This window comes from Geobacter benzoatilyticus (genome assembly GCF_017338855.1).
GTDB lineage: Bacteria > Desulfobacterota > Desulfuromonadia > Geobacterales > Geobacteraceae > Geobacter > Geobacter benzoatilyticus.
Genome location: NZ_CP071382.1, coordinates 3,181,598 through 3,201,984, shown reverse-complemented (window position 1 = coordinate 3,201,984; position 20,387 = coordinate 3,181,598). Strand labels below are relative to the sequence as shown.

The window sequence follows — 20,387 nt, the reverse complement described above, 5'->3', positions numbered from 1 at the left end:
CGACATTTTATTTATGGAATTTTACACTTGCGGCAGATTAGAAGTAAAAATATTTAATGTAAGAGTTTTTGTCGTTCTAAAGCTTTAGGGGGGGCTATGATGAGGGATAGTAGCGAGGATTTTGGCAACCTGTACGAATCCATAAAGCCGGATAGGGCAAGCAGGGCTTTCTGGTCGTTGAATCGTGAAATGAACCCCGCCAACAAGGTTTCATTTATAAGATATATCGATTGTGCAGGCATTGAGCAATTAAGGCGATACGCTTCTGAAAAATTCGGCTTCAAGCCTTCCTATGCAACAATAGTAACCAAGTCGGCTTCTCTGGCGTTGAAAGAATATCCCTATGCCAACAGACTTCTTTTGGATAACTTTTTCAGAAAGAGGATGGTTCAGTTCCACAACTGCGATATTACTGTTGCAGTGGAAAAAAATGTTGAACAAAATGAAGCTATAGTTTTGGCAGAGACTATATATGGCGTTGAAGAAAAAGATATGAAGACAATGCAGCAGGAAGTTATGGCAATGAGCAATCCTAAAACAGATGCCAATGACAGATGGACCCTATTTTATAATCTTTTGACCAAATTGCCGGTCTTCTTGAGCAAACTCATTATCGGAATGCCGAAATATTCCGTCAGATTGTGGATAAAGCACCGGGGAGGTGCATGTTTTGTGAATTCACCGGCGAGATACGGTGTTGATTTCCTTGTGGCGGATATGTTGTGGCCGTTGACGGTGTCTTACGGGTGGGCAAAGGATAGGCCGAGTGTAGTCGAAGGAGAGCTTTGCGTTAGAAAAACAATGCCCCTTATCATTATTTTCGACCGGCGGATCATGGCCGGCGTTCCGGCTGCCAAGTTTTTCAACCGGTTGGCCGAAATTCTCGAAAATGCCGATGAGGAGTTGAAAGGCCACTGTGTTGTCGGCCATTAACCATTTCATGATGATTTTCCGGATAGGGCAGTTCATATGAAAGTATTGGTTCAACCATATACCCATACCCTGTCGCATGTGAGCCGGCCATTGGCCGTTGCGAAGATGCTGCGCGACAGGGGTCACGATGTAGTTTTTGCCGGTCAGGGCGACAAGGTGACCTTCATTGAAGAGGAAGGATTTCAGGTATTTGATGTTTACGAGACGCCTCCTGACAAATTATACGGCAATATCAGAAGCGGTAAGCTCAAGTTCGTTTCCGATGATGAAGTCATCAAGCTTATGGAGGCGGACATCGAACTATATAAGAATGTACGCCCCGATGTTGTTCTGACTGATGGAAGATTCTCCGCACCGATTTCCTCCCACATTCTGGACCTGAAGCATGCGGCAATTGTGAATGTATCTTCAACTGAATACAGGGCTCTGCCGTACGTGCCATTTTCCGGACGGCCCGATTCAGCGATACAGCGCAGTGGTTCCATGGCTAACAAGTTTAACCTCTGGCTGGAGATGTTGATCTTTGACAATGTCATGAACGTGTTCAAAAAATTAAGTAAACAATATGGAGTGAAGAAACTGATAACGGCAACTAATTGTTTGGCCGGAAAAGATCTCACATTGCTTGCCGATATTCCCGAATATTTCCCGACGCGCAGTTTGCCGAAAGATTACATTTACATAGGCCCGATAACCTGGAATTCACCATGTGAGATTCCTCCTTGGTGGGAGAGTGCAAAAAAATGTTCACCCCTGGTCTATTTCACCATGGGGTCCACCGGTGTCGAAAAACTGTTCAATGATATGTACCGGCATTTTGTTTCAGAGTCATTGGCGGCAATTATCACGACGGGAGGGCAAAAATCCTCTCTCCATACCATCGAGGGACAAATTTACGTGGAACCTTACCTGGATGGGGATAGCGTTATGGAGATATGCGATCTTGTGATTTGTCATGGGGGGAATGGGACCATCTATCAGGCTTTGCAGCATGGCAAGCCTGTTATCGGAATTCCCACTATTCCGGATCAGGAATTCAACATGAGGCGGGTGGAGGCTCTTGGCGTAGGCAAAAGGATATCTCCACAGTCTGTCACTGCCGATCCCGGTATAATTATCCAGACTATTAATGAAGTGCTGTCGAAAAAGAGCTATCGGGAGAATGCCGGCAATTACATGAAGATACTGGGGACCTATGATGGCCCGAAAACTGCCGCTGATTCTCTGGAGAGGCTGCTGTTGCAAGGGAAAACATAACAAAAAAGGCCGCTATCAGCGGCCTTTTTTGTTATTCATGCATTTTATCCAGGATCTTAGATGTCCCAGTTGTCGATCTTCATGGTGCCGTTTTTAGCGAGGTTTACCTGCATCTTGAAGACCCGGTCAAGGAGTTGCGGCTCGTGGCCGGCCTTGCGGGCAAGGCAATCCTTCTTGGCCATGTCGAAATACTCCTGAAGAATCGGCTTGTAATCCGGGTGGGCGCACTTGTCGATGATGAGCTGGGCACGGGTTTTCGGGTCGAGGCCACGGAGGTCTGCCAGCCCCTGATCGGTAACCAGTACGTCCAGGTCATGCTCGGTGTGGTCCACGTGCGGTACGTGCGGCACGACGCAGGTGATGCCGGTCGGGTCGGTTTTGGTCGGACGGGCCGCCGGGGTGTGCATGATGGAGAGATAAGCATTGCGGAGGAAGTCTCCGGAACCGCCGATGCCGTTGATCATCCTGGTCCCGCCAACGAGTGTTGAGTTGGCATGGGCATAGATGTCGAATTCTACTGGGGTATTCATGGCGATGCACCCGAGGCGCCGGATCGGCTCCGGGTGGTTGGCGATGGAGAGGGGGCGCATGATTACTTTATCTTTGTAATGGTCGAATTTCTCATAGAAGCGCTTGAAGCCGTCCACCGAGAAGGAGAGGGAGACCGTGGAGGCAAAATCCAGTTTTCCCGAGTCGATGAAATCGAGCATGGTGTCCTGCAGAACTTCCGTCCAGACCTTCAGTCCCGAGAAGGGGCCGTTGGCCAGGCCGCCGATGACTGCGTTGGCGATGGAGCCGACGCCGGACTGGAGCGGGAGAAGATTCTTGGGCAGCCGTCCTTCTTTTACTTCGAACTTGAAGAACTCGAGGATGTTGTTTGCAATGGCTTCGGAGGTGGAGTCCTGCTCGCTGAAAGCGCGACCGTTGTCCGGGTGATTGGATTCGATGATTGCGACAATTTTGTCGGTGTCGACGCGGACGTAGGGTGAGCCGGCACGGTCGTCAACGCGGCTGATGAGATACGGGGGACGGTTGGGGGGGCTGATGGGCTCGATGATGTCGTGAAGCCCTTCGAAGCTGGGAATCCCGGTGTTTATTTCGATGATGATCTTGTCGGCAATCTGCACTATTTCCGGCACGGCACCACAGGAAGCGGTGAGCACAAGGCCGCCGTCCTCGGTTATGGCAGAGCATTCGATAATGGCGATGTCAAGGCTACCGCCGTTTTCCTTGGTGTAAAAGCCATAACCAAGGTCTTGCGCGAACATGGAGAGGTGTCGGTCACCCATGCGGATGCGCCCGGTGTTGATGCCGGCCTGGATATTCTTGCCGGTCTGGTAGGGCCAGCGGCGGTCGATCATGTCAAGAGAGGCCCAACGGTCTTCGGTTTCCACGCCGACGGATGCGCCGATGAAAAGGTTGAACCTGAGCTTGCCCTGAAGCTGGTTTTTTTCCACATGATCTGCCAGAGCGATGGGAACAGCTTTAGGGTAACCGGCGGGGGTAAAACCTGACCAGCCGAGATTCATGCCGTCCTTGAACATGGGGATGACTTCATCGACTTTTTTGATCTTGGCGTGCAGACTTTTTCTTCTAATTCTGCTGTGTAGTTCGGACATCTTTGGCTATTCCTCCTCAATCATGTAATTTGGGCCAGGAGCGCCTCCATGAGGCACTTGAACCTGCCCTGGTTTGTAAATAACTATTAATTCGATATAATTGTCGCAAATCGAACGTTCGTTTGAAAACATCATAACAGCACGCTGTTTTTGGTGCAATAACTTATGAGGGTGTGGTTCCGATAAAATTGGCTTTATTGAAAGACTTTGCTACTCTTGGCGAAGTTACAAAATACTCGGTCGGGTAATGAAATGACAAAAGCGGAATGCCGGAACAAGTTGCTGGAGGTGGGTACGCAGTTGTTTGCCGAACGGGGTTTGCACGGCGTCAGCATCAGGGAGTTGTCCCAATCTGCCGAGGCCAGCATTTCCATGATTTCATATTATTTCGGCGGTAAGGAAGGTCTGTACTCAGCGGTACTGAAGGAGCAGTTTGCCTGTTTCGATGAGATCGAAGAAATAAGGCAGCAGGGCACGGACCCCGTGGCCATGATAGAGGCCTATATTCGCTGGACTTTGCAGAGGCACCGGAACAATCCTTACCTGCTGCGCTTCTATACCAGCGAGCTCACCAATCCGACTCCCTATTTCCATTCAATCGTTTCGCCTGCAATCGGCAAGGTAATCGGGATACTTGCGGATATAGTCGAGGATGGAATCCGGCAGGGGCGGTTCCGTAAAGATGTCAATGCTGTTAATGCCGTGCTGGCCCTTGCCGGCATGGTGAACTATTACGTTCTGAGCACCCTGGCCACCGAACACCTGATCACCCATTCACCTGACCTGGACGAGCAGCTTGTTCACCAGTATCTGGCGATTTTCATGGGAGGGATAATGTCTGCGGAGCCGCAGGCTGAAATCACTGCTGCCAGCGGGTCCGCAGACGAGTGAGTTCACGGCCGTCCGAAGCGGAGATCCGGTGGATGACTAGTATATTGCCGTTTTCTTCGGTGCAATTGCTGGAGACGGTAACTTCTTCGCCCGCCAGGGCCTCGGCACGATAGCCGATCTCAAGCGATACGGGCTTGTACTTTGCGGCCAGTTCGTCGGGCACGGCGTCCAGCGCCCAGCCGGCGTAGACCATGTGGTTAACGTGCCGGTTCAGATCCAGATCAGAACGTCGCACCGTAAATTGCGTTCCCCCCTGTTCCTTTTCGATGGTCGGGAGCGTTGCGAAACGGTCTTCAATGACGCGGCGCGGGGTGAGGGGGTAGGGGGGGTGATGGTCCACATGCACCGGCTTCCGGCTTTTGAAATCAATGACGGCCCATGATGTGGTCGCCCGCGCCACGACAGCCCCTTTACGGTCGAACAGTTCGAATTCGCGGGAGCTGAATCGCCCCTCCCTTTGCGACGGCCAGGTACGGATAGTTACTTCATCACCCCGTCTCGGATAGTGTTCAATTTGGAGATGTACCCGCGATAATACCCAGGTAAATCCTTTGGCCATGAGATCTCTGACCGATACTCCCAGGAGCGCGATATGCTCTGTTGAGACTTCCTGAAGATAGCCGAGAAGCGTAGCCGGGCGGACAAAACCATTGGCATCAACATCGAAGGAGCGAATGGTATATGTGGCTTCAAAGATAGGGTTTACGGTTGTCATGGTGCCCTCGTTCTAGCAGATTCAGGCAGCTTGCGCCAGTTCTTTGAGCCTGCGCGCATATAGTTCGGGCAAAAAGTCGCGTTTTTCCCGGACTGGACCTGCTTGCCCATGAACTCAATTCCAGTTAGACTTTTGCGTGTGGTTGACGTCCATTCCCCAGGAGGTTGTCATGGATGAGAAGATTTGGACTCCGGCTGAATTGCTGCAACTTTCGGGAGGATACTGGAGCGTTTGCGCGCTGCATGCGGCGGTGGCTTTGGATGTTGTAACCCCCCTGGCGGGGGAGCCCCTCACTGCGGCGGAGGCGGCAGATTTTCTCGGTGCTGACGCGCGGGGTATTGCCATGCTTCTCGACGCCCTGGCAGCCATGGCGCTGGTGTATAAGCGCGACGGGAGGTTCGAAGCCACCCCCTTTGCGGCAAAGTACCTTGCGAAATGCTCGCCGGATTATCTGGGGTATATCATCATGCATCACCACTATCTCATGCCGGGGTGGTCCAGGCTTGACGTGGCCGTGAGAAGCGGAGGCCCTGTCAGGGAAAGCTCGTCCCATGGCAATGATGAGGGGGAGCGCGAGAGCTTCCTCATGGGAATGTTCAACCTGGCCATGCAGAGTGCACCGAGAGTTGCGCCCCTGATTGATCTTTCCGGTCGCGGGCGTCTTCTTGACCTTGGAGGGGGCCCCGGCACCTGGGCAATTCATTTTTGCATGCAGAACCCCGCCCTTGAGGCGGTTGTCTACGACTTTCCCGCTACGCGCCGCTTTGCCGAGGAGACGATCGTACGCTTCGGCCTGGCAGAGCGGATTGGATTCGTTGCAGGAGATTTTCTTGATAACGGGATCCCCGGGGGCTTTGACGTGGTCTGGCTTTCCCAGATTCTCCATGCCTACGGTCCGGACCAGTGTGAAATTATTCTGCAAAAGGCGATCGCGTCCCTGGAGCCGGGAGGGGTGCTCCTGGTCCAAGAGTTCATCCTGAATGACGATAGAAGCGGTCCGCTTTTCCCGGCACTCTTCTCCCTGAATATGCTGGTCGGGACCTCTGCCGGTCAGGCGTATGCCGAAGGGGAACTTTGCGCCATGCTGGCCGCGGCGGGGCTCCGCGATGTGAGGCGCCTGCCCCTGGAGCTTCCTAACGGCGCCGGGATTATAGCCGGAACGATGCCTTGAAGTCCCTGTGATGTGGTTTCTTAATTCCGGCTTCTAAGGTCTTAGCCGTTGACTTGCTCTGTTTTTTGGCGTTAAAATCTGGCCGTTGAACTGGCAGGTTATCCTGAATCAGCCCCGGGTATGCCGCATAACCTGGGGTTTTTGTTTGTGTAAATGAGCGATACTACGACAACCATAATCCAGTGCCCGCACTGTCGCAAAGAAACTCCATGGCAGGGGAACCCCTTTCGCCCTTTCTGCTCGAAACGGTGCAAGACCATGGACCTTGCCGCCTGGGCCGACGAAGAATACCGCATCGCCAGCGAAGATTCGCCCGGCGAGGATGAATCAGACGATCACCATTAAAGGAGTTCCCATGTCCGACATACGTCTTCGCTTTGCGCCGAGCCCCACCGGCTACCTGCACGTTGGGGGCGCGCGTACCGCGCTCTTTAACTGGCTTCTTGCCCGCAGGCAGCAGGGGACCTTCATCCTTCGGATCGAGGATACCGACGTTGCCCGTTCCACCCAGGAATCGGTTGACGCCATTCTCCAGGGTATGACCTGGCTCGGCCTCGATTGGGACGAGGGGCCTTTCTACCAGTCAGACCGTTTCCCGGTGTACAAGGAGTTCGTTGAAAAACTGGTCGCCGAGGGCAAGGCCTACCGGTGCTACTGCACCCCCGAAGAGCTTGAAGCAAAGCGCGAGCAGGCCATGAAGGACGGGAGAAAGCCCAAATATGACGGCACCTGCCGCAATAGAAGCGACGTGCCCGACGGAAAGCCCTATGTCATTCGTTTCAAGGCCCCCCATGAGGGGGTAACGGCCTTTGACGATCTCATCAAGGGGCGCATTTCATTCAACAACGACGAGCTCGACGACCTTATCATCCAGCGCAGCGACGGTACCCCCACCTACAACTTCGTGGTGGTCATCGATGATGCCACCATGGGGATTTCCACCGTCATCCGGGGTGACGACCACGTTAACAATACCCCACGCCAGATTCTTCTCTACGAGGCCCTCGGGTATCCGGTTCCCCGCTTCGCCCACGTGCCGATGATCCTCGGCGCCGACAAGACCCGGCTCTCCAAGCGTCACGGCGCCACCAGCGTCATGGCTTACCGGGACATGGGATTCCTTCCCGAGGCCGTGGTCAACTATCTGGTGCGGCTCGGCTGGAGCCACGGCGACCAGGAAATCTTCAGCAAGGAAGAGCTCATCGAGAAATTTTCCATCGAGGCGGTGGGTAAGTCGGCCGGGGTTTTCAATCCTGACAAACTCCTCTGGCTCAACCATCATTACATCAAGGAGAGTGATCCCGAGCGGCTGGCGGAACTCCTCGTGCCGTTCCTTGCGGAGCGCGGAGTCGATACGGCGGCGGGACCGAGCCTTCCGCTCGTGGTCAAAACGCTCCAGGAGCGCTCCCGCACCCTTGTGGAGATGGCAGATGGCGCTCTCTTCTACTATCAGGGCGAGGTGAGCTATGATGAGCAGGCGGCCGCAAAGCACCTGGTCCCGGCTGCCGGGCCACTGCTCGAGGCCCTTGCCTCCAGGCTTGATGGACTTGCCGATTTCAGCCAGGCGGGCATTGAGGCTGCGTTCAAGGAATTCATTGCGGAACAAGGAGTAAAGCTGGGACAGGTAGGCCCGGCGGTTCGCGTTGCCCTGTGTGGCGGCACTGCTTCGCCCGGCATTTATGAGGTGATAGAGGCTCTCGGCAAGGAGGAGACCCTGCGGAGGGTCCGGCGCGCGGTGGCATTCATGGGCGGCGTGTAGAAGTTCCGCCGGGAAAGTCCGGAAAGCGAAAGGGGCGGCACGAAGATGATATCGTGCCGCCCCTTTTTCGTCTTTGGTGTCTGATTGAAGACAAGTCTATTTGTAATGTTTTATCAAGTCAAAGGCTCTCTTAACCCTTGTAACGATGCGTATCGGCTGAACCGGTTTGGCGATGAAGTCCATGAAGCCGGCATCCAGCGCCCGCTGCTCGTCCTCACCGGTGGCCTTGGAGGTCAGGAGGATAACGGGAATGTTTGCGGTTGCGGGGTTGGCCCGCAATGCCCGGAAGAGTCCATGGCCGTCCATGCGCGGCATGACCGCATCACAGATAATCAGGTCGGGTTTTTCAGTCACGGCTGACTTGAGACCGTCAACCCCGTCATGGGTCACCACCACGTCATATCCCTCTTTCTGGAGCGCCACCTGGATAATGGTTGCCACAGGCAGGGAGTCCTCAACCACAAGGACCTTCTGACGTGCCGTATCTTTCAGCTTGCCATGGAGATAGTGCTTTTCCACGGCGGTCATGAGTTCCTGCCGCGTTGCGAGAATCGGTATGACCTGTATCCGGTGCTTTTTGGCCAGAAATTCAACAATATCCTGGTCAAAGGGATCGTTCAGGGCAAGGGCAAGTTTCCCATCCTTCAGTTTGAGCGGGAATACAAGCCGCTGCACCGCCATGTCCTGGGGAACCAGGGATAGCAGTTCGGGGGGGAATGCGTAGTCGACAAAACCTTTCACGGTTTTGATGCCCATTTGCTTTGAAAGGGCATCGATCAGTTCCTCGCCGGTGATAACCCCCATCTCTTCCAGAACCTGGCCAAGCCGTTTGCCGCTACCCTTCTGACGCTCCAAGGCCCGCTCGATCGTCTTTAAGGTGATGATCCCTTCCTCCACAAGCAGGTCGCCCAGTTGTTTCTTTTCTACCATCGACGGTTCCCTTTACTCGAATGACAGGTTGGATAGGTATCTTCGCCTGCATTGTGCCACAAGTTGAAGATGTTTACCAAGATGCATCTGCCAATCATATGCAAAAATAGCCGGATACTGGGGATAGAGAAGTACTGAGCCGGCGCAGCGTCAGCGCACATGGTCCTCCGGGTAAGCGCCGATTTTGTGAATTGAGAGGTCGGCGCCGGCAAACTCTTCCTCATCGGACAGGCGTATGCCGACGGTTTTGGAAAGGATGCCGTACACTACGAATCCATTGGCCAGGGCGAAAAGAATGGCGGCGATTGTGCCGAGAAATTGCGAAACGAACGATACCCCACCCATTCCGCCGAGAAGAGGCTGGCCGAAGATCCCGGCAGCGATCCCCCCCCATGAGCCGATGATGCCGTGCAGGGGCCAAACGCCGAGGACATCGTCGATCTTGAGACGTTCCTGCTCGATCTGGAAGCCGTAGACAAAAATGACGGAGGCGATTGCGCCGGTGACGAACGCTCCCAGCGGATGCATGAGGTCGCTGCCGGCGCAGACTGCGATGAGCCCGGCGAGGGCGCCGTTGTGCACGAAGCCGGGGTCGTTTCTGCCGGCAACAAGTGCCGCCAGCACGCCACCCACCATGGCCAGCAGGGAATTCACCGCAACAAGGCCTGATATCTTGTCCAGGTGGCCGGCGCTCATGACATTGAAGCCGAACCATCCAACGGCCAGGATCCAGGAGCCAAGGGCCAGGAAAGGGATATTGCTGACGGGAATCGGGTGGGACTTGCCTCTTATGTATCGTCCCATCCGTGGGCCGAGGATGAGGACTGCGGGAAGAGCCAGCCACCCGCCCATGGAGTGGACCACAACTGAACCGGCATAATCATGGAATTCGGCGCCGCCGATGCTCTTGAATAACCCCTGGAGGAACGAGGCGTTCTTCCCCCATATGAGGGATTCGAAGATTGGGTAGGTCAGGGAGGCGAAGATTGCCCCCGCGAGCACCTGGGGCCAGAATTTCGCACGCTCGGCAATCCCTCCGGAGATGATGGCCGGAATGCAGGCCGAGAAGCAGAGGAGGAAGAAATAGCGGACGAGGTCGTACCCCTGGGTGGTCCCCAGAAGATCGCCTGCCGGTACGAGGAAGGATATCCCGTAGGCGATGGGGAAACCGATCAGAAAATAGGCGACTGTGGACACCGACCAGTCGGTAAGGATTTTTACGAATGCGTTGACCTGGTTTTTCTTGCGGACCGTCCCAACTTCGAGAAAGGCGAAACCGGCGTGCATGGCAAAAACCATGACCGCGCCGAGCATAAGAAAGAGCACGTCAGAGCTGTTTCTGAGACCTGTCGCCATCGACATCTGATCCATGGGCATACCTCCGTTGGCATGTGTTGCGACCCCTTTTAACCCGCCGTCGGGTTGGGTCATGAGCCATATAGCAACCTTCCTGCCAATGAGCCAACATGCCGTAAATACTGGAAAACGGCTATTTTGAACATTTTGAAGGGCTGGATGATGACTGTTTCTTCAGCATCTCTGCCCGAGGAATGGGCTATACGGAAGCAACTTTGGAGTTGACGCTTGTGTGTCTACGTTGTAAAGTCGCGGCATTAAAAGAAAATTAGGTTTTAAAGCCAATATTGTCCGGGATGCCGATTGTCTGCAAAAACCGCCCTCATATACTCGCAGGACTTCAGTCATTTCAGTTATGGCGATGAACATCCGTTCAAGGTCCAGCGCATTAACCTTGCCTTTGAACTCATGCGCCGGTTCGGGCTGACGGAACTTCCCGGCGCCGATATTGTTGATTGCCCAAGGGTGGACGAGTCGGCTCTTCTTACCTTCCACACTTCAGACTATCTGGATCGTTTGCGCGAGTTCAATTCTTCCGATGAACCCCGCGCCGATTTCCGCTACGGGCTCGGGGATCTGGATAATCCCGTTTTCAAGGGGTTTTATGACTGGTCTACCCTTGTTACCGGCGGCACTGTCGAAGCGGCCCGTCTTGTGACTGAGGAAGGTTATGACATCGCGTTCTCCATGGCCGGCGGCTGGCATCACGCCCATAGCAGCAAGGCAGCGGGCTTCTCTTACCTGAATGATGCGGTTATCGCCATAAATACCCTTTTGGAGAAGGGGCTGCGGGTTGCGTATCTGGACATTGACGCCCACCATGGTGACGGTGTTCAGGAGGCCTTTTACGATACGGACCGGGTACTTACCGTTTCCATCCACGAGAGCGGCATTTACTTCTTTCCGGGTACGGGGTTCGAAGACGAAATCGGTACCGGCAAGGGGAGGGGGTATTCGGTAAATGTTCCCCTTGAGGCACACACCGACGATGCCCTTTTCATGAAAGCTTTCGACGAGGTGGCTTACCCCCTGCTTGCCGCGTTCAATCCCGATGTCCTGGTAACCCAGCTCGGCTCCGATACTTTTCGCACCGACCCCCTAACGCGGCTTGAGATTACCACCCACAGCTATACGTATATATTGCGCAAGCTGAAGGCGCTCAAGATACCGTGGGTGGCGGTCGGCGGCGGCGGGTACAACATGGTGAACGTGGCGCGGGCCTGGACCCTGGCCTGGGGGATAATGAACGGCGTAGAGCTGCCAGTGAAGCTGCCGGAGTCCTTTGTGGACATCATAGGCCCGCTGGGATATCCGAACCGGATGCTCCTCGATGCCATGCATTGGGCGGAGGAGGATGACCGGAACAGGGCGCTTGATGCCGTTGAACGGAGCATTGCCGCCATCAGGGCGTCGATTTTTCCCATCATTATTGGACGGTATGCCGCGGCTGCCGGGGAATAGGCAACTCGCTGACGTAGCGGGGCGGGCGATCCACTCCCTCAGGGAAATCAGCTATTTACCCTCCGAGGAACGGGAACGGCTTTATGCCGGGATACTTCCCCTCCGGCTTTTTTCGGTACTGGGGATTTCACCGCGAACTCTCTGCGGGCCCGATGGCCTGAAGCGCGTCAGAATCATCGCCCCGGAGGGTATGGGGATTGTGCGTATCGAGGTCAGACGTCAGCCATCGGACCCCGATACGGTTTTTTTTCTGGAAATTTCCGATACCCACTACGGCCAGATGGAGCTATCGTTCTGCATAATCGCCGATCCGGCGGCTCCACGCTACGACGTGGACAAGGACGACGCTGGGCGCAACAACTACTTCTCAACGCTGGGGCGGAATATTCCGGAGGAGCTCAGGGCCATGGCGGAAGGTCTTTTCCCCAACCAGACGAGGCGCGGGCTTCACCTCTTCGGAGAGTTCTTCCCAATTTTCGAGCGTTTTGTCGATTCTCTCGGCATGGAAATGATCGTGGCGGAGCCGCTGACCTATGATAATGCCATCCGTTACGAAAGGTACGGTTTCGACTATATAACAGGGAAGCGGCTGATGCTGGAGATTGACCGGGAATTTCGCCCCGGCGGGATTCTTTTCGGGCGGCTCGATGGGTCAAACCCTTTCAGGATGCCCGGCGCCGAGCGTACGGTTCGGGGGAGAAGCTGGGCCATCCACGACGGAATCATGGACGAGGCGTGGGACGAGGTGCGAATCTACAAAACCGTTGGTGAACATGCAGGAATCGACACCTTTGCCGACCGCAATAACGAAGGAGGAAACCACTGACATGCACGCGCAGATGAGAGAGCTTACCCCCATCAAGGGAATACGATACTATTATCCTCCCGACGATGCCGTTTTGATATTCAAGGATGACAAGGAGCAGATTCCTTACGGCGGGATGCCGGTACCGCTGCTGGAAGCGGATTTTGAAGCTCTTGACGGCGAACCCTCTTACGACGCCGTCGGCCGGGGCATATACCAGGCGCTCCGGAGCAACCCCGACTGTATCCTGGGCGACCAGTATGCTGCGCTGCTGCGGGATGCCTACCCCCACTACCTGGCTGAACTGGCGAGCCATGCCATCATGATCGACAGCAAGGATGTGGAAGTCCCCTACCTGGATCGCAAAATTACCTGCCTAAAGATACTTGCGCTACTGGAACCGGATAACTCCGCTCTTCCCCTTGAGATTGGCAGATCATTTCTCGACCGCGGGATGCGGCTGTCAGCGCTTCATTTCGCCACAGTAAGCATCTACCGGGCCGAGCATTTCCTGCGGCGGGCCCACATCCTTGCACCGGATGACCGCAAGATTCTTCGCTACCTGGGAGAGGCGAATTATCTTCTCGGCAAATATGACGAAGCAAAGGGTTTTTTGCTGGAGGCCCTGGCGGGGAATGAGGAATCGGACGCAGAAAGCCTGCACATGCGGATCGAGAAAATCGAAAAGGGGACGCTACCCCAGATTCCTCCCGTTGACTATCTGGAAGCCATTGGCGTTGCATTTGCGAACCATCAGGCCGGCAATCACGAAGAGGCAATCGCCATTCTCCAGGATGTTCTGATGGATCCGGTTTTCCGCGAGGAATTCCCCATTCCGGAGATCCATTGCATTATGGGCAAAGGTTTTACGGCGCTCGAAATGCCTAAGTATGCCGAGGAGGAGTTCCGGCAGGCGCTTGAGCTTGATCCTTCCCACGAAGAGGCAAGGGAGCTCCTGGATCAGGTCGCCACAGCCTAGAATTTCAACAGGGGGCTTCATGTTCGGTTTCAGTCTTGCAGACTGGATTTTCATCGGTCTGGTAATGGCAACCATTTTTTTCTTTGTCGCCTTAAGCGATATGCGCAAGAAATAGCGCGGCATATTCGGGATATCAGTTATGGACAACAGCGATATGACGGATGAGCATGACGAGCGCCGGCCATTGGGCCTTGTGCTACTGACCGGGCTTTATCTCTTCTTTTTTATCGTTACGGCAACGACTTACGGCAGCCCGTTCCCGTTTCTCGGCAAAATATACATGGGGACGACTGCCAAGGCGCTCATCTTCGTTGACAGCCTCATCTGCCTTTATCTCTTTCTCGGGATTATGAAACGGCAGGTTATTACCTGGTATCTGCTCATAGGTTACAACCTGTTCGAAGTAATCAATACCATTGTAAACCTGAACTTCATCACCCCGGCGGAGTTGGAGCGGATTATCGGAGAGCCGGTGGACCAGGAGGCGCTCATGGTCAACAATATTGCGAGCGCACTGGCAATCATTCTCCTTACTCAGTACATTTACCGGCATCGGCATTACTTTACCAACAAGCGAAAGTATCTTTTCTGAATGGTACACCCGTTGATGCCGGCCTTGCGGCAGGCGGGAACTGTCTGGTATTATGCAGCGCCTTTCGTGGGTACCGGCGGTTAGTTGGAGGATTCTAGTGATTGTTACATCAATGGCTGAGCAAAATGATGAAGGCGGATTGTTCCATAAACTTATGCACGGGCTTGCCGGCTCCATATTCCCTAACGAACAAACGTACCGTCAAATAGATTTGAGCGATACTCGCGGCGTATCGATCAGGATTGAGAACCTTAACAAGTTCTTCGGCGAAAAGCATGTCCTCAAGGATGTGAGCCTGGAGATACATGCCGGTGAAACATTTGCCATTATCGGACCTTCGGGTACCGGCAAGAGCGTGCTGCTCAGGCACATTGTGAAATTGGTGCGTCCGGACAGCGGAGAGATATACATAGACAACAATCCGATTTTTGGCGGCAGCGGCGGTAAATCATCCCTCGATTACCGCTACAGCATGGTTTTTCAGTCATCGGCTCTCTTTAACTCGCTTTCCGTGGGAGAAAACGTTGGGTTGTGGCTGAGGGAAAAACGGGTCTGCAAGGAGTCGCGGATCAGGGAAATGATTCGCGAGAAGCTGGCCATGGTGGGGCTTGAGGGGACGGAAAATCTTAAAACCTCGGAGCTCTCGGGCGGGATGAAAAAGCGGGTTGCCATCGCGCGCTCACTGGCCATGAATCCCGACCTGATTCTTTACGATGAGCCCACCGCCGAACTCGACCCTGTCACCACCGACGAGTTGGCCAATACGATTCTTGATCTCAAGAAATCCACGAAAAATACGACGGTAATTGTTACCCACGACTTGAACTTCGCCCTGTACATAGCAGACCGTATTGCCATGATGCACGGCGGAACCATTGTCGATGTCGGAACTCCCGCCGAGATGAAGGCGAGCGAAAATCCGATCATAAAAGGTTTCATTTACACCACTACCAAGGGAATCAAGGGATAATCGCAATGCTTAAAGTGTCCCTGAAGATTAGAACCATCATACAGTTCATCGCAGCAGTGCTCGCAATGATTCTTCTCGCCTCCTGCGCCGAACTCAAGCAGGATCGCCCATTCCGTCCCGTACGCGAGTACGAGCGGATGATAGTGGGGCGCCTCGATGCAGAGTACGTTGGGACGGACAACTGTGTCTCAAAGTGCCACAAGCACGAAAAGATAACCGACGACTTCAAGCATAGCGTCCATGGTGAACAGATTAAGCCCGAGACAGGCCTGCCGCTTGTGAACTGCGAGTCGTGCCATGGGCCGGGGAGCCTCGCCATAGAGAAGATCGGGGATGATGTTGAGTCTAATGACGAGCAAAAGGTCAAATGCGACACGAAAGCACTGCTTGATATCCACAATCTTCCAACTCCTGCCCAGTCACTCATTTGCCTCAAGTGTCACGCTGCGGCGTCGGTTCCTACCCTTGCCCACTGGAAAGGGAGCATCCACGCCCTGAACGACGTGGGGTGCTTCGACTGCCACAAACTCCACCGGGGCGCACGGCAAAAAGTGACGCGGGAAGAGACCGCGGAACTCTGCTACAGTTGCCATCCCGAGGTCAAGGCGGAGAACAGTCTCTTCTCGCACCACCCGTTGCGGGAGAAGAAAATGACCTGCACCGATTGCCACGATCCCCACGGAACGGTTCAGTCCCATCTCCTTAAGGGGAATACTCCCAAGGAGCTTTGCACCCGCTGCCACATGGAAAAGCAGGGGCCTTTTGCCTTCGAACACGGCGATGTTACCGAGAATTGCGCCACTTGCCATTCGCCGCACGGTTCGGTCAATAACTATCTCCTGAATGCGGCCATGCCGTTTCTTTGTCTTCAGTGCCATGCAGGGCATGTTGTGGGATGGGATGGCTCGGCGTTGTATAACAATCGCTGTACCGACTGTCATTCGCAGATACATGGGACCGATATTCCCACGCCGACCGAGAAAAAGGGGAGTTTCATCCGGTAGCCTCGGACAGGCCGTAAGGAGTTTTTATTGTGATAAGGCGTAAGAACATAAGATATGCCTGTGCGATAGCGGTATGCTCCCTGGCGGCTACGGTTGGCGCGGCGCATGCCGACGAGATGGTTTCTGCCCAAGAATTGAGTGATGAGATATCTGTTGTTGAGGAACAACAGGAAGAAATAGAAGTTTTTGATCAGGGTGTCGAAAAGCCCGATGACGAAGTAGAAATCGAAGCCTATAACCACGCAGACGCCTCTGCCGGTTATCGCTTTGTTGGCGTCAGCGACGCGGGGGGCAGGGCCGCCGAATATGACTACCTTCATTCGAGCGTTACCGGCGATGCGCGCCTGGTCCATTTGGGAAAAGACCTGAAGGTCGATGTGGACGGCGCTTTTCTGAACCGCAAGGATTATGCTGCGAATCTCATGTTTGACTATGCCGGCTACTACCGTCTGACGGCCTGGACGGAGTCCCTTTACCACAACCTCGACCACGAAAAGGGAGATTTAATATTCGACGATCCGAACCCTGAAGAGCGTTATGGCATTACCACCCGCCAGGACATGGTTCAGTTCCGCTATAAGCTTCACGATTACCCGATTCATCTTAATTTAAGTCACTGGTTTATCGGCCGGAAAGGGTCCCAACAGCTACGCTACGCCGACTTCAGCTTTGACGACTTCTATCCCGCCGATTCGACAGACCCCGTTGTCAGCAGACTTCGCTCACAGTCCAGGCGCATCGACCGTTCGTCCCAGGAGACCACTGCGGGGTTCGATGCCCATCTCGGACCGGTAAACGTTGTCTATGCGTTCCAGTACCGGCAGTTTGACGATGACAAGTCAACTCCTTTAGACCGGTATTTTGTCCTGGATGAAATCGAAAGTGTTGCGGAGCACAACGATACCCCCGAAAGCCGTTACTATGCCCATACCGTGAAACTTTTCACCTCTCCGGCAGGCGGGGTGACCGGAGCTGTTTCCTACTCCCACGGGACGCGGGAAAACCGTTCTTCGCTGGCAACAGTCCGGGGGGCTGACGATGCCAGCGACACTTTACAGAATGCTGCGGGTGATTTCACCTATTCTCCATGTGCCTGGTTCACTACAGTGCTTAAATACCGGCACCAGGAGATCGACCGCGATACCCCTTCTTCCCTGCTGGCTCCTGCCATTTCATCATCGCCCATAGTGCTGCGACAGGCCATGGATACGCGCCGCGACATCATATCCGCCAACTTCACCATCAGGCCGAATACGGTCATCAGCTTCAACGGCGAGTATCGGGGGCAGTTCCATCACCGTGACGGGACCGGTACCCCGGACTCCGCTGACAGGTGGAATCTTCCGGAAAATTCCGATACGCACCGAGGCACCCTGACGGTGCTTTTTCGGCCGTTCAAGGGGCTCAGGATCAGGGGGCTCTACGGGTACACGACCACAAATAACCCTCTCTACGATTCCGATCCCGAGCAGAAGCATGAGGGGAGGCTGCTTGCCTCCTATACGAATTCCAGCCGTTGGGGCCTGTCGGCAAAATATCTCATAACGCGTGAATTCAACGATCATATTTCACGAACGACTCATCCGGAGGAAGTGACTGAGGATCCGCTGACATATGTTCTGCCGGGTGATCGCCGCTATATTCATGCCTCTGCCGGATTATGGGTAACCCCAATCGAACGATTCACGGTGAGCGGCAATTTTGGTTTTCTCCGGGACAAGGCTGACCAGGCGGTACTTTTCGCCGGCGTGCTCAATGGCCAGGATGCCGATGCCGAATATGTCTCCCAGGGCGAAATCTATTCCGTCAATGCCGCTTACCATGCCACCGAGGATGTCGATCTCTCCCTTGCGTATCAGTTGGTCCGGTCCCGGTCGGTATTCAAACCCGAGAGCTCAACCTCCGATGGTACTCCCACGGCGGGTGTCAGCACGCTTTCACGGGTAAAAACCCAGGAGCATTCCCTGTCGGCCCGGGTAACCTATCGGGTGACAAAGCATTTTGGATGCGCGCTGGATTACACTTACCGTGCCTACAACAACAGGCTGTCTTCAGACGGTGATGGTGCGGTTCATGCAGTTACCGCACTCTTGAAGACTACGTGGTAACTTTGATATGTGGTATTGCCCCATGGCACTGAAAAGGCTTATCTACATAATTATAGTTGTGATCTCGATTGTCGGGGTTACCCCTTCGTTCGCCGGCAGAATCTTTGTGGCTGCTGTGCTTACCAGTGACATTCCGCGCTATCAGGAAGCATACGGTGCTTTTGTGAGAGGGCTTGCCGCCAAGGGCTTCGGCGAAGGGGAGGTTGAATTCATCACCCAGACACCGAACCCGGATCCCATCTCATGGGCCAACAGCGTCAGGAAATTCAATGCCCTCAAACCCGATCTGCTGGTAACGTTCGGGGCCGCTGCCACCATTTCAGCTACCCAGGAGGCCGTCAGGGTACCTATCGTTTTTGCGGATGTGTATGGTCCGGTCGAGACTGGAATCTCCCGGAGCATGTCCAAAACCGGAGGGAACCTCTGCGGTGTAAGCTCCAAGGTTCCCATGGCAACGCTGGTAAAAACCATGGTGGCGATACGCCCGGTCAAAACACTGGGGATTCTCTACAACCGGAGAGAGCGGGGTTCTTATGTGCAGATGCAGGAGATCAAGCGTCTTGCCGCCCAGCAAGGTTTTGCCGTAGTCGAGGCCAACGTTCCGGTTGCTTCGGGGCTTGACGCTGCATTGGGGCATCTTTTGGCGCGTTGCGACTGCGTTTTCGTTTCAGAAAGTTCTGTCGTCAACCGTAGTCTGGAGAGAATTGTTCACAGGGCTACTGCCGCAAGGGTGCCGGTAATCTCCCTGGTGCCCGATTCCGCCGAGAAAGGCGCGCTTTTAACCCTTGAGGCCAGCCCTGTGGAACAGGGGCTGCTGGCTGCCTCCCATGCTGCCAAGATACTTCAGGGGAATAGGCCCGGAGAGCTTGCAGTGTTGACGCCGCGAAAGGTTGATCTCGTTCTTAACCTGCATAGCGCCAAGGCTCTGGATGTACAAATCCCGTTCCGCGTTTTAAGTGTTGCCACAAAGGTGCTGAAGTAATTATGCTGAAGAGGTGAGAAGCCGCAGTCCCGGTAGAGGTAAGGATGGGAAAAATTCTGATCGTCGATGACGATAAGTCCTTTTCGCAGTTTCTGAAGCGATACATAAATCTGCATTATCCTGTACTGAAGGTTCAGATCTGCACTAATCCTGTCCGTGCGCTCCCTATTATCAGCGCTGGAGATGTGGACTTGCTTCTGGTCGACTTCGAGATGCCCGTGCTTGCGGGGGACAAGGTTGTCAAATACGCGTGCGAGGTGGGAATGGACAAAAGTAGAATTATTGTCCTTTCAAGTCGCGACGCAGATTATCTGCACGAGCATTTTCCCCTGGGGACCTGCCTGGCGGTCATGAACAAGTACGAGGCGAGGCAGAAGGCCGTCCTCGACATGGTGTTCAGTTCGTTGCAGCGCAAAGCGTCCGGCGGATAAAGATATTTCTTACAGCGAGGATCTGTTTTATGGCGGAAAAAGAGATTACGGTGATGTTCTATCACCAGAATCATGTGAGAGATAACTGGAAGGTGAACCTTGACGGTGTTGAGGCGGAAAGCTTTTTCACCAATCTTGAGGAAGAACTTTCCCGTGCCGGTGTCTCGTTGAAGAGAACCCGCAACGATGCTTTCACGATTGATATCAACAGCTACTCGGACCTGTTGAATGCGGTGCGGATATCCTCTCCCGAAGATGGCTTCGGGAATGTCTGTATCGGGCACATAATAGGCCAAAGCCCCAAGCTTGACCTCTTCGACGACATCAGGCGTGCGGTGGTCCGAATTGCCTTTGCTCCGGAAACGGTTCCGCCCGAAGACCATAACCGTAAGGTTTGCCACAACTGCGGCTGCGGCTGCTGATC

The 20,387-nt window shown here is 54.2% G+C and carries 20 protein-coding genes; 16 read left to right on the top strand and 4 right to left on the bottom strand.

Annotation, left to right across the window (positions count from 1 at the left end):
* The first annotated feature begins 96 nt into the window (after window positions 1–96).
* Both JZM60_RS14880 and JZM60_RS14875 read left to right on the top strand, forming a co-directional pair.
* A complete protein-coding gene (locus JZM60_RS14880; RefSeq protein ID WP_241426281.1) occupies window positions 97–933 on the top strand; it encodes a 2-oxo acid dehydrogenase subunit E2 in 837 nt (278 codons plus the stop codon).
* 36 nt (window positions 934–969) lie between these two features.
* Window positions 970–2,190 (top strand): glycosyltransferase, encoded by a 1,221-nt coding sequence (locus tag JZM60_RS14875; protein WP_207163192.1) that lies wholly within the window; start codon window positions 970–972, stop codon window positions 2,188–2,190.
* A 56-nt stretch (window positions 2,191–2,246) separates the two neighbouring features.
* Here the strand turns inward: JZM60_RS14875 and JZM60_RS14870 are convergent, their stop codons facing one another.
* Entirely contained in the window at window positions 2,247–3,809 is a 1,563-nt protein-coding gene (locus JZM60_RS14870) for an acetyl-CoA hydrolase/transferase C-terminal domain-containing protein (protein ID WP_207163191.1), read from the bottom strand.
* A 252-nt stretch (window positions 3,810–4,061) separates the two neighbouring features.
* Here JZM60_RS14870 and JZM60_RS14865 point away from each other — a divergent pair, with 252 nt between their 5' ends.
* Window positions 4,062–4,700, top strand: coding sequence for a TetR/AcrR family transcriptional regulator (locus JZM60_RS14865; protein WP_207163190.1), 639 nt, complete (start codon window positions 4,062–4,064; stop codon window positions 4,698–4,700).
* Here the strand turns inward: JZM60_RS14865 and JZM60_RS14860 are convergent.
* A complete protein-coding gene (locus JZM60_RS14860; protein WP_207163189.1) occupies window positions 4,669–5,415 on the bottom strand; it encodes an acyl-[acyl-carrier-protein] thioesterase in 747 nt (248 codons plus the stop codon). The genes JZM60_RS14865 and JZM60_RS14860 overlap by 32 nt on opposite strands.
* A gap of 169 nt (window positions 5,416–5,584) precedes the next feature.
* Between JZM60_RS14860 and JZM60_RS14855 the strand changes: the two genes are divergently transcribed.
* The 3 genes from JZM60_RS14855 (at window position 5,585) to gltX (ending at window position 8,345) form a co-directional block, all read left to right on the top strand.
* Window positions 5,585–6,586, top strand: coding sequence for a methyltransferase (locus JZM60_RS14855; RefSeq protein ID WP_207163188.1), 1,002 nt, complete (start codon window positions 5,585–5,587; stop codon window positions 6,584–6,586).
* Between the two features lie 153 nt (window positions 6,587–6,739).
* Window positions 6,740–6,931, top strand: coding sequence for a DNA gyrase inhibitor YacG (locus JZM60_RS14850; RefSeq protein WP_207163187.1), 192 nt, complete (start codon window positions 6,740–6,742; stop codon window positions 6,929–6,931).
* A gap of 10 nt (window positions 6,932–6,941) precedes the next feature.
* On the top strand, window positions 6,942–8,345 hold the full coding sequence (gltX, locus tag JZM60_RS14845) for a glutamate--tRNA ligase (protein ID WP_207163186.1): 1,404 nt from the start codon (window positions 6,942–6,944) through the stop codon (window positions 8,343–8,345).
* Window positions 8,346–8,441: 96 nt separating this feature from the next.
* On the opposite strand, the gene JZM60_RS14840 is transcribed toward gltX, so the two are convergent.
* On the bottom strand, window positions 8,442–9,275 hold the full coding sequence (locus JZM60_RS14840) for a response regulator (protein ID WP_207163185.1): 834 nt from the start codon (window positions 9,273–9,275) through the stop codon (window positions 8,442–8,444).
* Between the two features lie 150 nt (window positions 9,276–9,425).
* The gene (locus JZM60_RS14835; RefSeq protein ID WP_207163184.1) at window positions 9,426–10,646 is read right to left on the bottom strand and encodes an ammonium transporter; all 1,221 of its coding nucleotides are present in this window, start codon (window positions 10,644–10,646) and stop codon (window positions 9,426–9,428) included.
* Window positions 10,647–10,934: 288 nt separating this feature from the next.
* On the opposite strand from JZM60_RS14835, the gene JZM60_RS14830 reads away from it, so the two are divergent.
* From JZM60_RS14830 to JZM60_RS14785, 10 genes are all read left to right on the top strand, one after another.
* Complete coding sequence (locus JZM60_RS14830; protein ID WP_207163183.1) at window positions 10,935–12,092, top strand: acetoin utilization protein AcuC; 1,158 nt, start codon at window positions 10,935–10,937, stop codon at window positions 12,090–12,092.
* Window positions 12,070–12,918: a hypothetical protein gene (locus JZM60_RS14825; RefSeq protein WP_207163182.1), complete on the top strand. Its 849-nt coding sequence runs from the start codon at window positions 12,070–12,072 to the stop codon at window positions 12,916–12,918. The genes JZM60_RS14830 and JZM60_RS14825 overlap by 23 nt, the downstream gene beginning before the upstream one ends.
* Before the next feature lie 13 nt (window positions 12,919–12,931).
* Window positions 12,932–13,876 carry a hypothetical protein gene (locus tag JZM60_RS14820; RefSeq protein ID WP_241426280.1) on the top strand — a complete coding sequence of 315 codons (945 nt, stop codon included), beginning with the start codon at window positions 12,932–12,934 and terminating at the stop codon, window positions 13,874–13,876.
* Window positions 13,877–14,015: 139 nt separating this feature from the next.
* A complete protein-coding gene (locus JZM60_RS14815) occupies window positions 14,016–14,468 on the top strand; it encodes a hypothetical protein (RefSeq protein ID WP_241426279.1) in 453 nt (150 codons plus the stop codon).
* Between the two features lie 112 nt (window positions 14,469–14,580).
* Complete coding sequence (locus tag JZM60_RS14810; RefSeq protein WP_207163180.1) at window positions 14,581–15,438, top strand: ABC transporter ATP-binding protein; 858 nt, start codon at window positions 14,581–14,583, stop codon at window positions 15,436–15,438.
* Window positions 15,439–15,443: 5 nt separating this feature from the next.
* A complete protein-coding gene (locus JZM60_RS14805) occupies window positions 15,444–16,442 on the top strand; it encodes a DmsE family decaheme c-type cytochrome (RefSeq protein WP_207163179.1) in 999 nt (332 codons plus the stop codon).
* A gap of 29 nt (window positions 16,443–16,471) precedes the next feature.
* On the top strand, window positions 16,472–18,550 hold the full coding sequence (locus tag JZM60_RS14800) for a vWA domain-containing protein (RefSeq protein WP_207163178.1): 2,079 nt from the start codon (window positions 16,472–16,474) through the stop codon (window positions 18,548–18,550).
* A gap of 22 nt (window positions 18,551–18,572) precedes the next feature.
* On the top strand, window positions 18,573–19,532 hold the full coding sequence (locus tag JZM60_RS14795; protein ID WP_207163177.1) for an ABC transporter substrate-binding protein: 960 nt from the start codon (window positions 18,573–18,575) through the stop codon (window positions 19,530–19,532).
* A 44-nt stretch (window positions 19,533–19,576) separates the two neighbouring features.
* A complete protein-coding gene (locus tag JZM60_RS14790; protein WP_207163176.1) occupies window positions 19,577–19,963 on the top strand; it encodes a response regulator transcription factor in 387 nt (128 codons plus the stop codon).
* 29 nt (window positions 19,964–19,992) lie between these two features.
* Window positions 19,993–20,385, top strand: coding sequence for a hypothetical protein (locus JZM60_RS14785; RefSeq protein ID WP_207163175.1), 393 nt, complete (start codon window positions 19,993–19,995; stop codon window positions 20,383–20,385).
* Window positions 20,386–20,387 lie beyond the last annotated feature (2 nt).

What these genes read in the sequence shown, in the direction of transcription:
- JZM60_RS14790 (WP_207163176.1), top strand. Translation starts at nt 19,577, where the DNA reads ATGGGAAAAATTCTGATCGTCGATGACGATAAGTCCTTTTCGCAGTTT.
- JZM60_RS14880 (WP_241426281.1), top strand. Translation starts at nt 97, where the DNA reads ATGATGAGGGATAGTAGCGAGGATTTTGGCAACCTGTACGAATCCATA.
- JZM60_RS14875 (WP_207163192.1), top strand. Translation starts at nt 970, where the DNA reads ATGAAAGTATTGGTTCAACCATATACCCATACCCTGTCGCATGTGAGC.
- JZM60_RS14870 (WP_207163191.1), bottom strand. Translation starts at nt 3,809, where the DNA reads ATGTCCGAACTACACAGCAGAATTAGAAGAAAAAGTCTGCACGCCAAG.
- JZM60_RS14810 (WP_207163180.1), top strand. Translation starts at nt 14,581, where the DNA reads ATGGCTGAGCAAAATGATGAAGGCGGATTGTTCCATAAACTTATGCAC.
- JZM60_RS14805 (WP_207163179.1), top strand. Translation starts at nt 15,444, where the DNA reads ATGCTTAAAGTGTCCCTGAAGATTAGAACCATCATACAGTTCATCGCA.
- JZM60_RS14855 (WP_207163188.1), top strand. Translation starts at nt 5,585, where the DNA reads ATGGATGAGAAGATTTGGACTCCGGCTGAATTGCTGCAACTTTCGGGA.
- JZM60_RS14835 (WP_207163184.1), bottom strand. Translation starts at nt 10,646, where the DNA reads ATGGATCAGATGTCGATGGCGACAGGTCTCAGAAACAGCTCTGACGTG.
- JZM60_RS14865 (WP_207163190.1), top strand. Translation starts at nt 4,062, where the DNA reads ATGACAAAAGCGGAATGCCGGAACAAGTTGCTGGAGGTGGGTACGCAG.
- JZM60_RS14840 (WP_207163185.1), bottom strand. Translation starts at nt 9,275, where the DNA reads ATGGTAGAAAAGAAACAACTGGGCGACCTGCTTGTGGAGGAAGGGATC.
- JZM60_RS14860 (WP_207163189.1), bottom strand. Translation starts at nt 5,415, where the DNA reads ATGACAACCGTAAACCCTATCTTTGAAGCCACATATACCATTCGCTCC.
- gltX (WP_207163186.1), top strand. Translation starts at nt 6,942, where the DNA reads ATGTCCGACATACGTCTTCGCTTTGCGCCGAGCCCCACCGGCTACCTG.
- JZM60_RS14795 (WP_207163177.1), top strand. Translation starts at nt 18,573, where the DNA reads ATGGCACTGAAAAGGCTTATCTACATAATTATAGTTGTGATCTCGATT.
- JZM60_RS14785 (WP_207163175.1), top strand. Translation starts at nt 19,993, where the DNA reads ATGGCGGAAAAAGAGATTACGGTGATGTTCTATCACCAGAATCATGTG.
- JZM60_RS14815 (WP_241426279.1), top strand. Translation starts at nt 14,016, where the DNA reads ATGGACAACAGCGATATGACGGATGAGCATGACGAGCGCCGGCCATTG.
- JZM60_RS14850 (WP_207163187.1), top strand. Translation starts at nt 6,740, where the DNA reads ATGAGCGATACTACGACAACCATAATCCAGTGCCCGCACTGTCGCAAA.
- JZM60_RS14825 (WP_207163182.1), top strand. Translation starts at nt 12,070, where the DNA reads ATGCCGCGGCTGCCGGGGAATAGGCAACTCGCTGACGTAGCGGGGCGG.
- JZM60_RS14820 (WP_241426280.1), top strand. Translation starts at nt 12,932, where the DNA reads ATGAGAGAGCTTACCCCCATCAAGGGAATACGATACTATTATCCTCCC.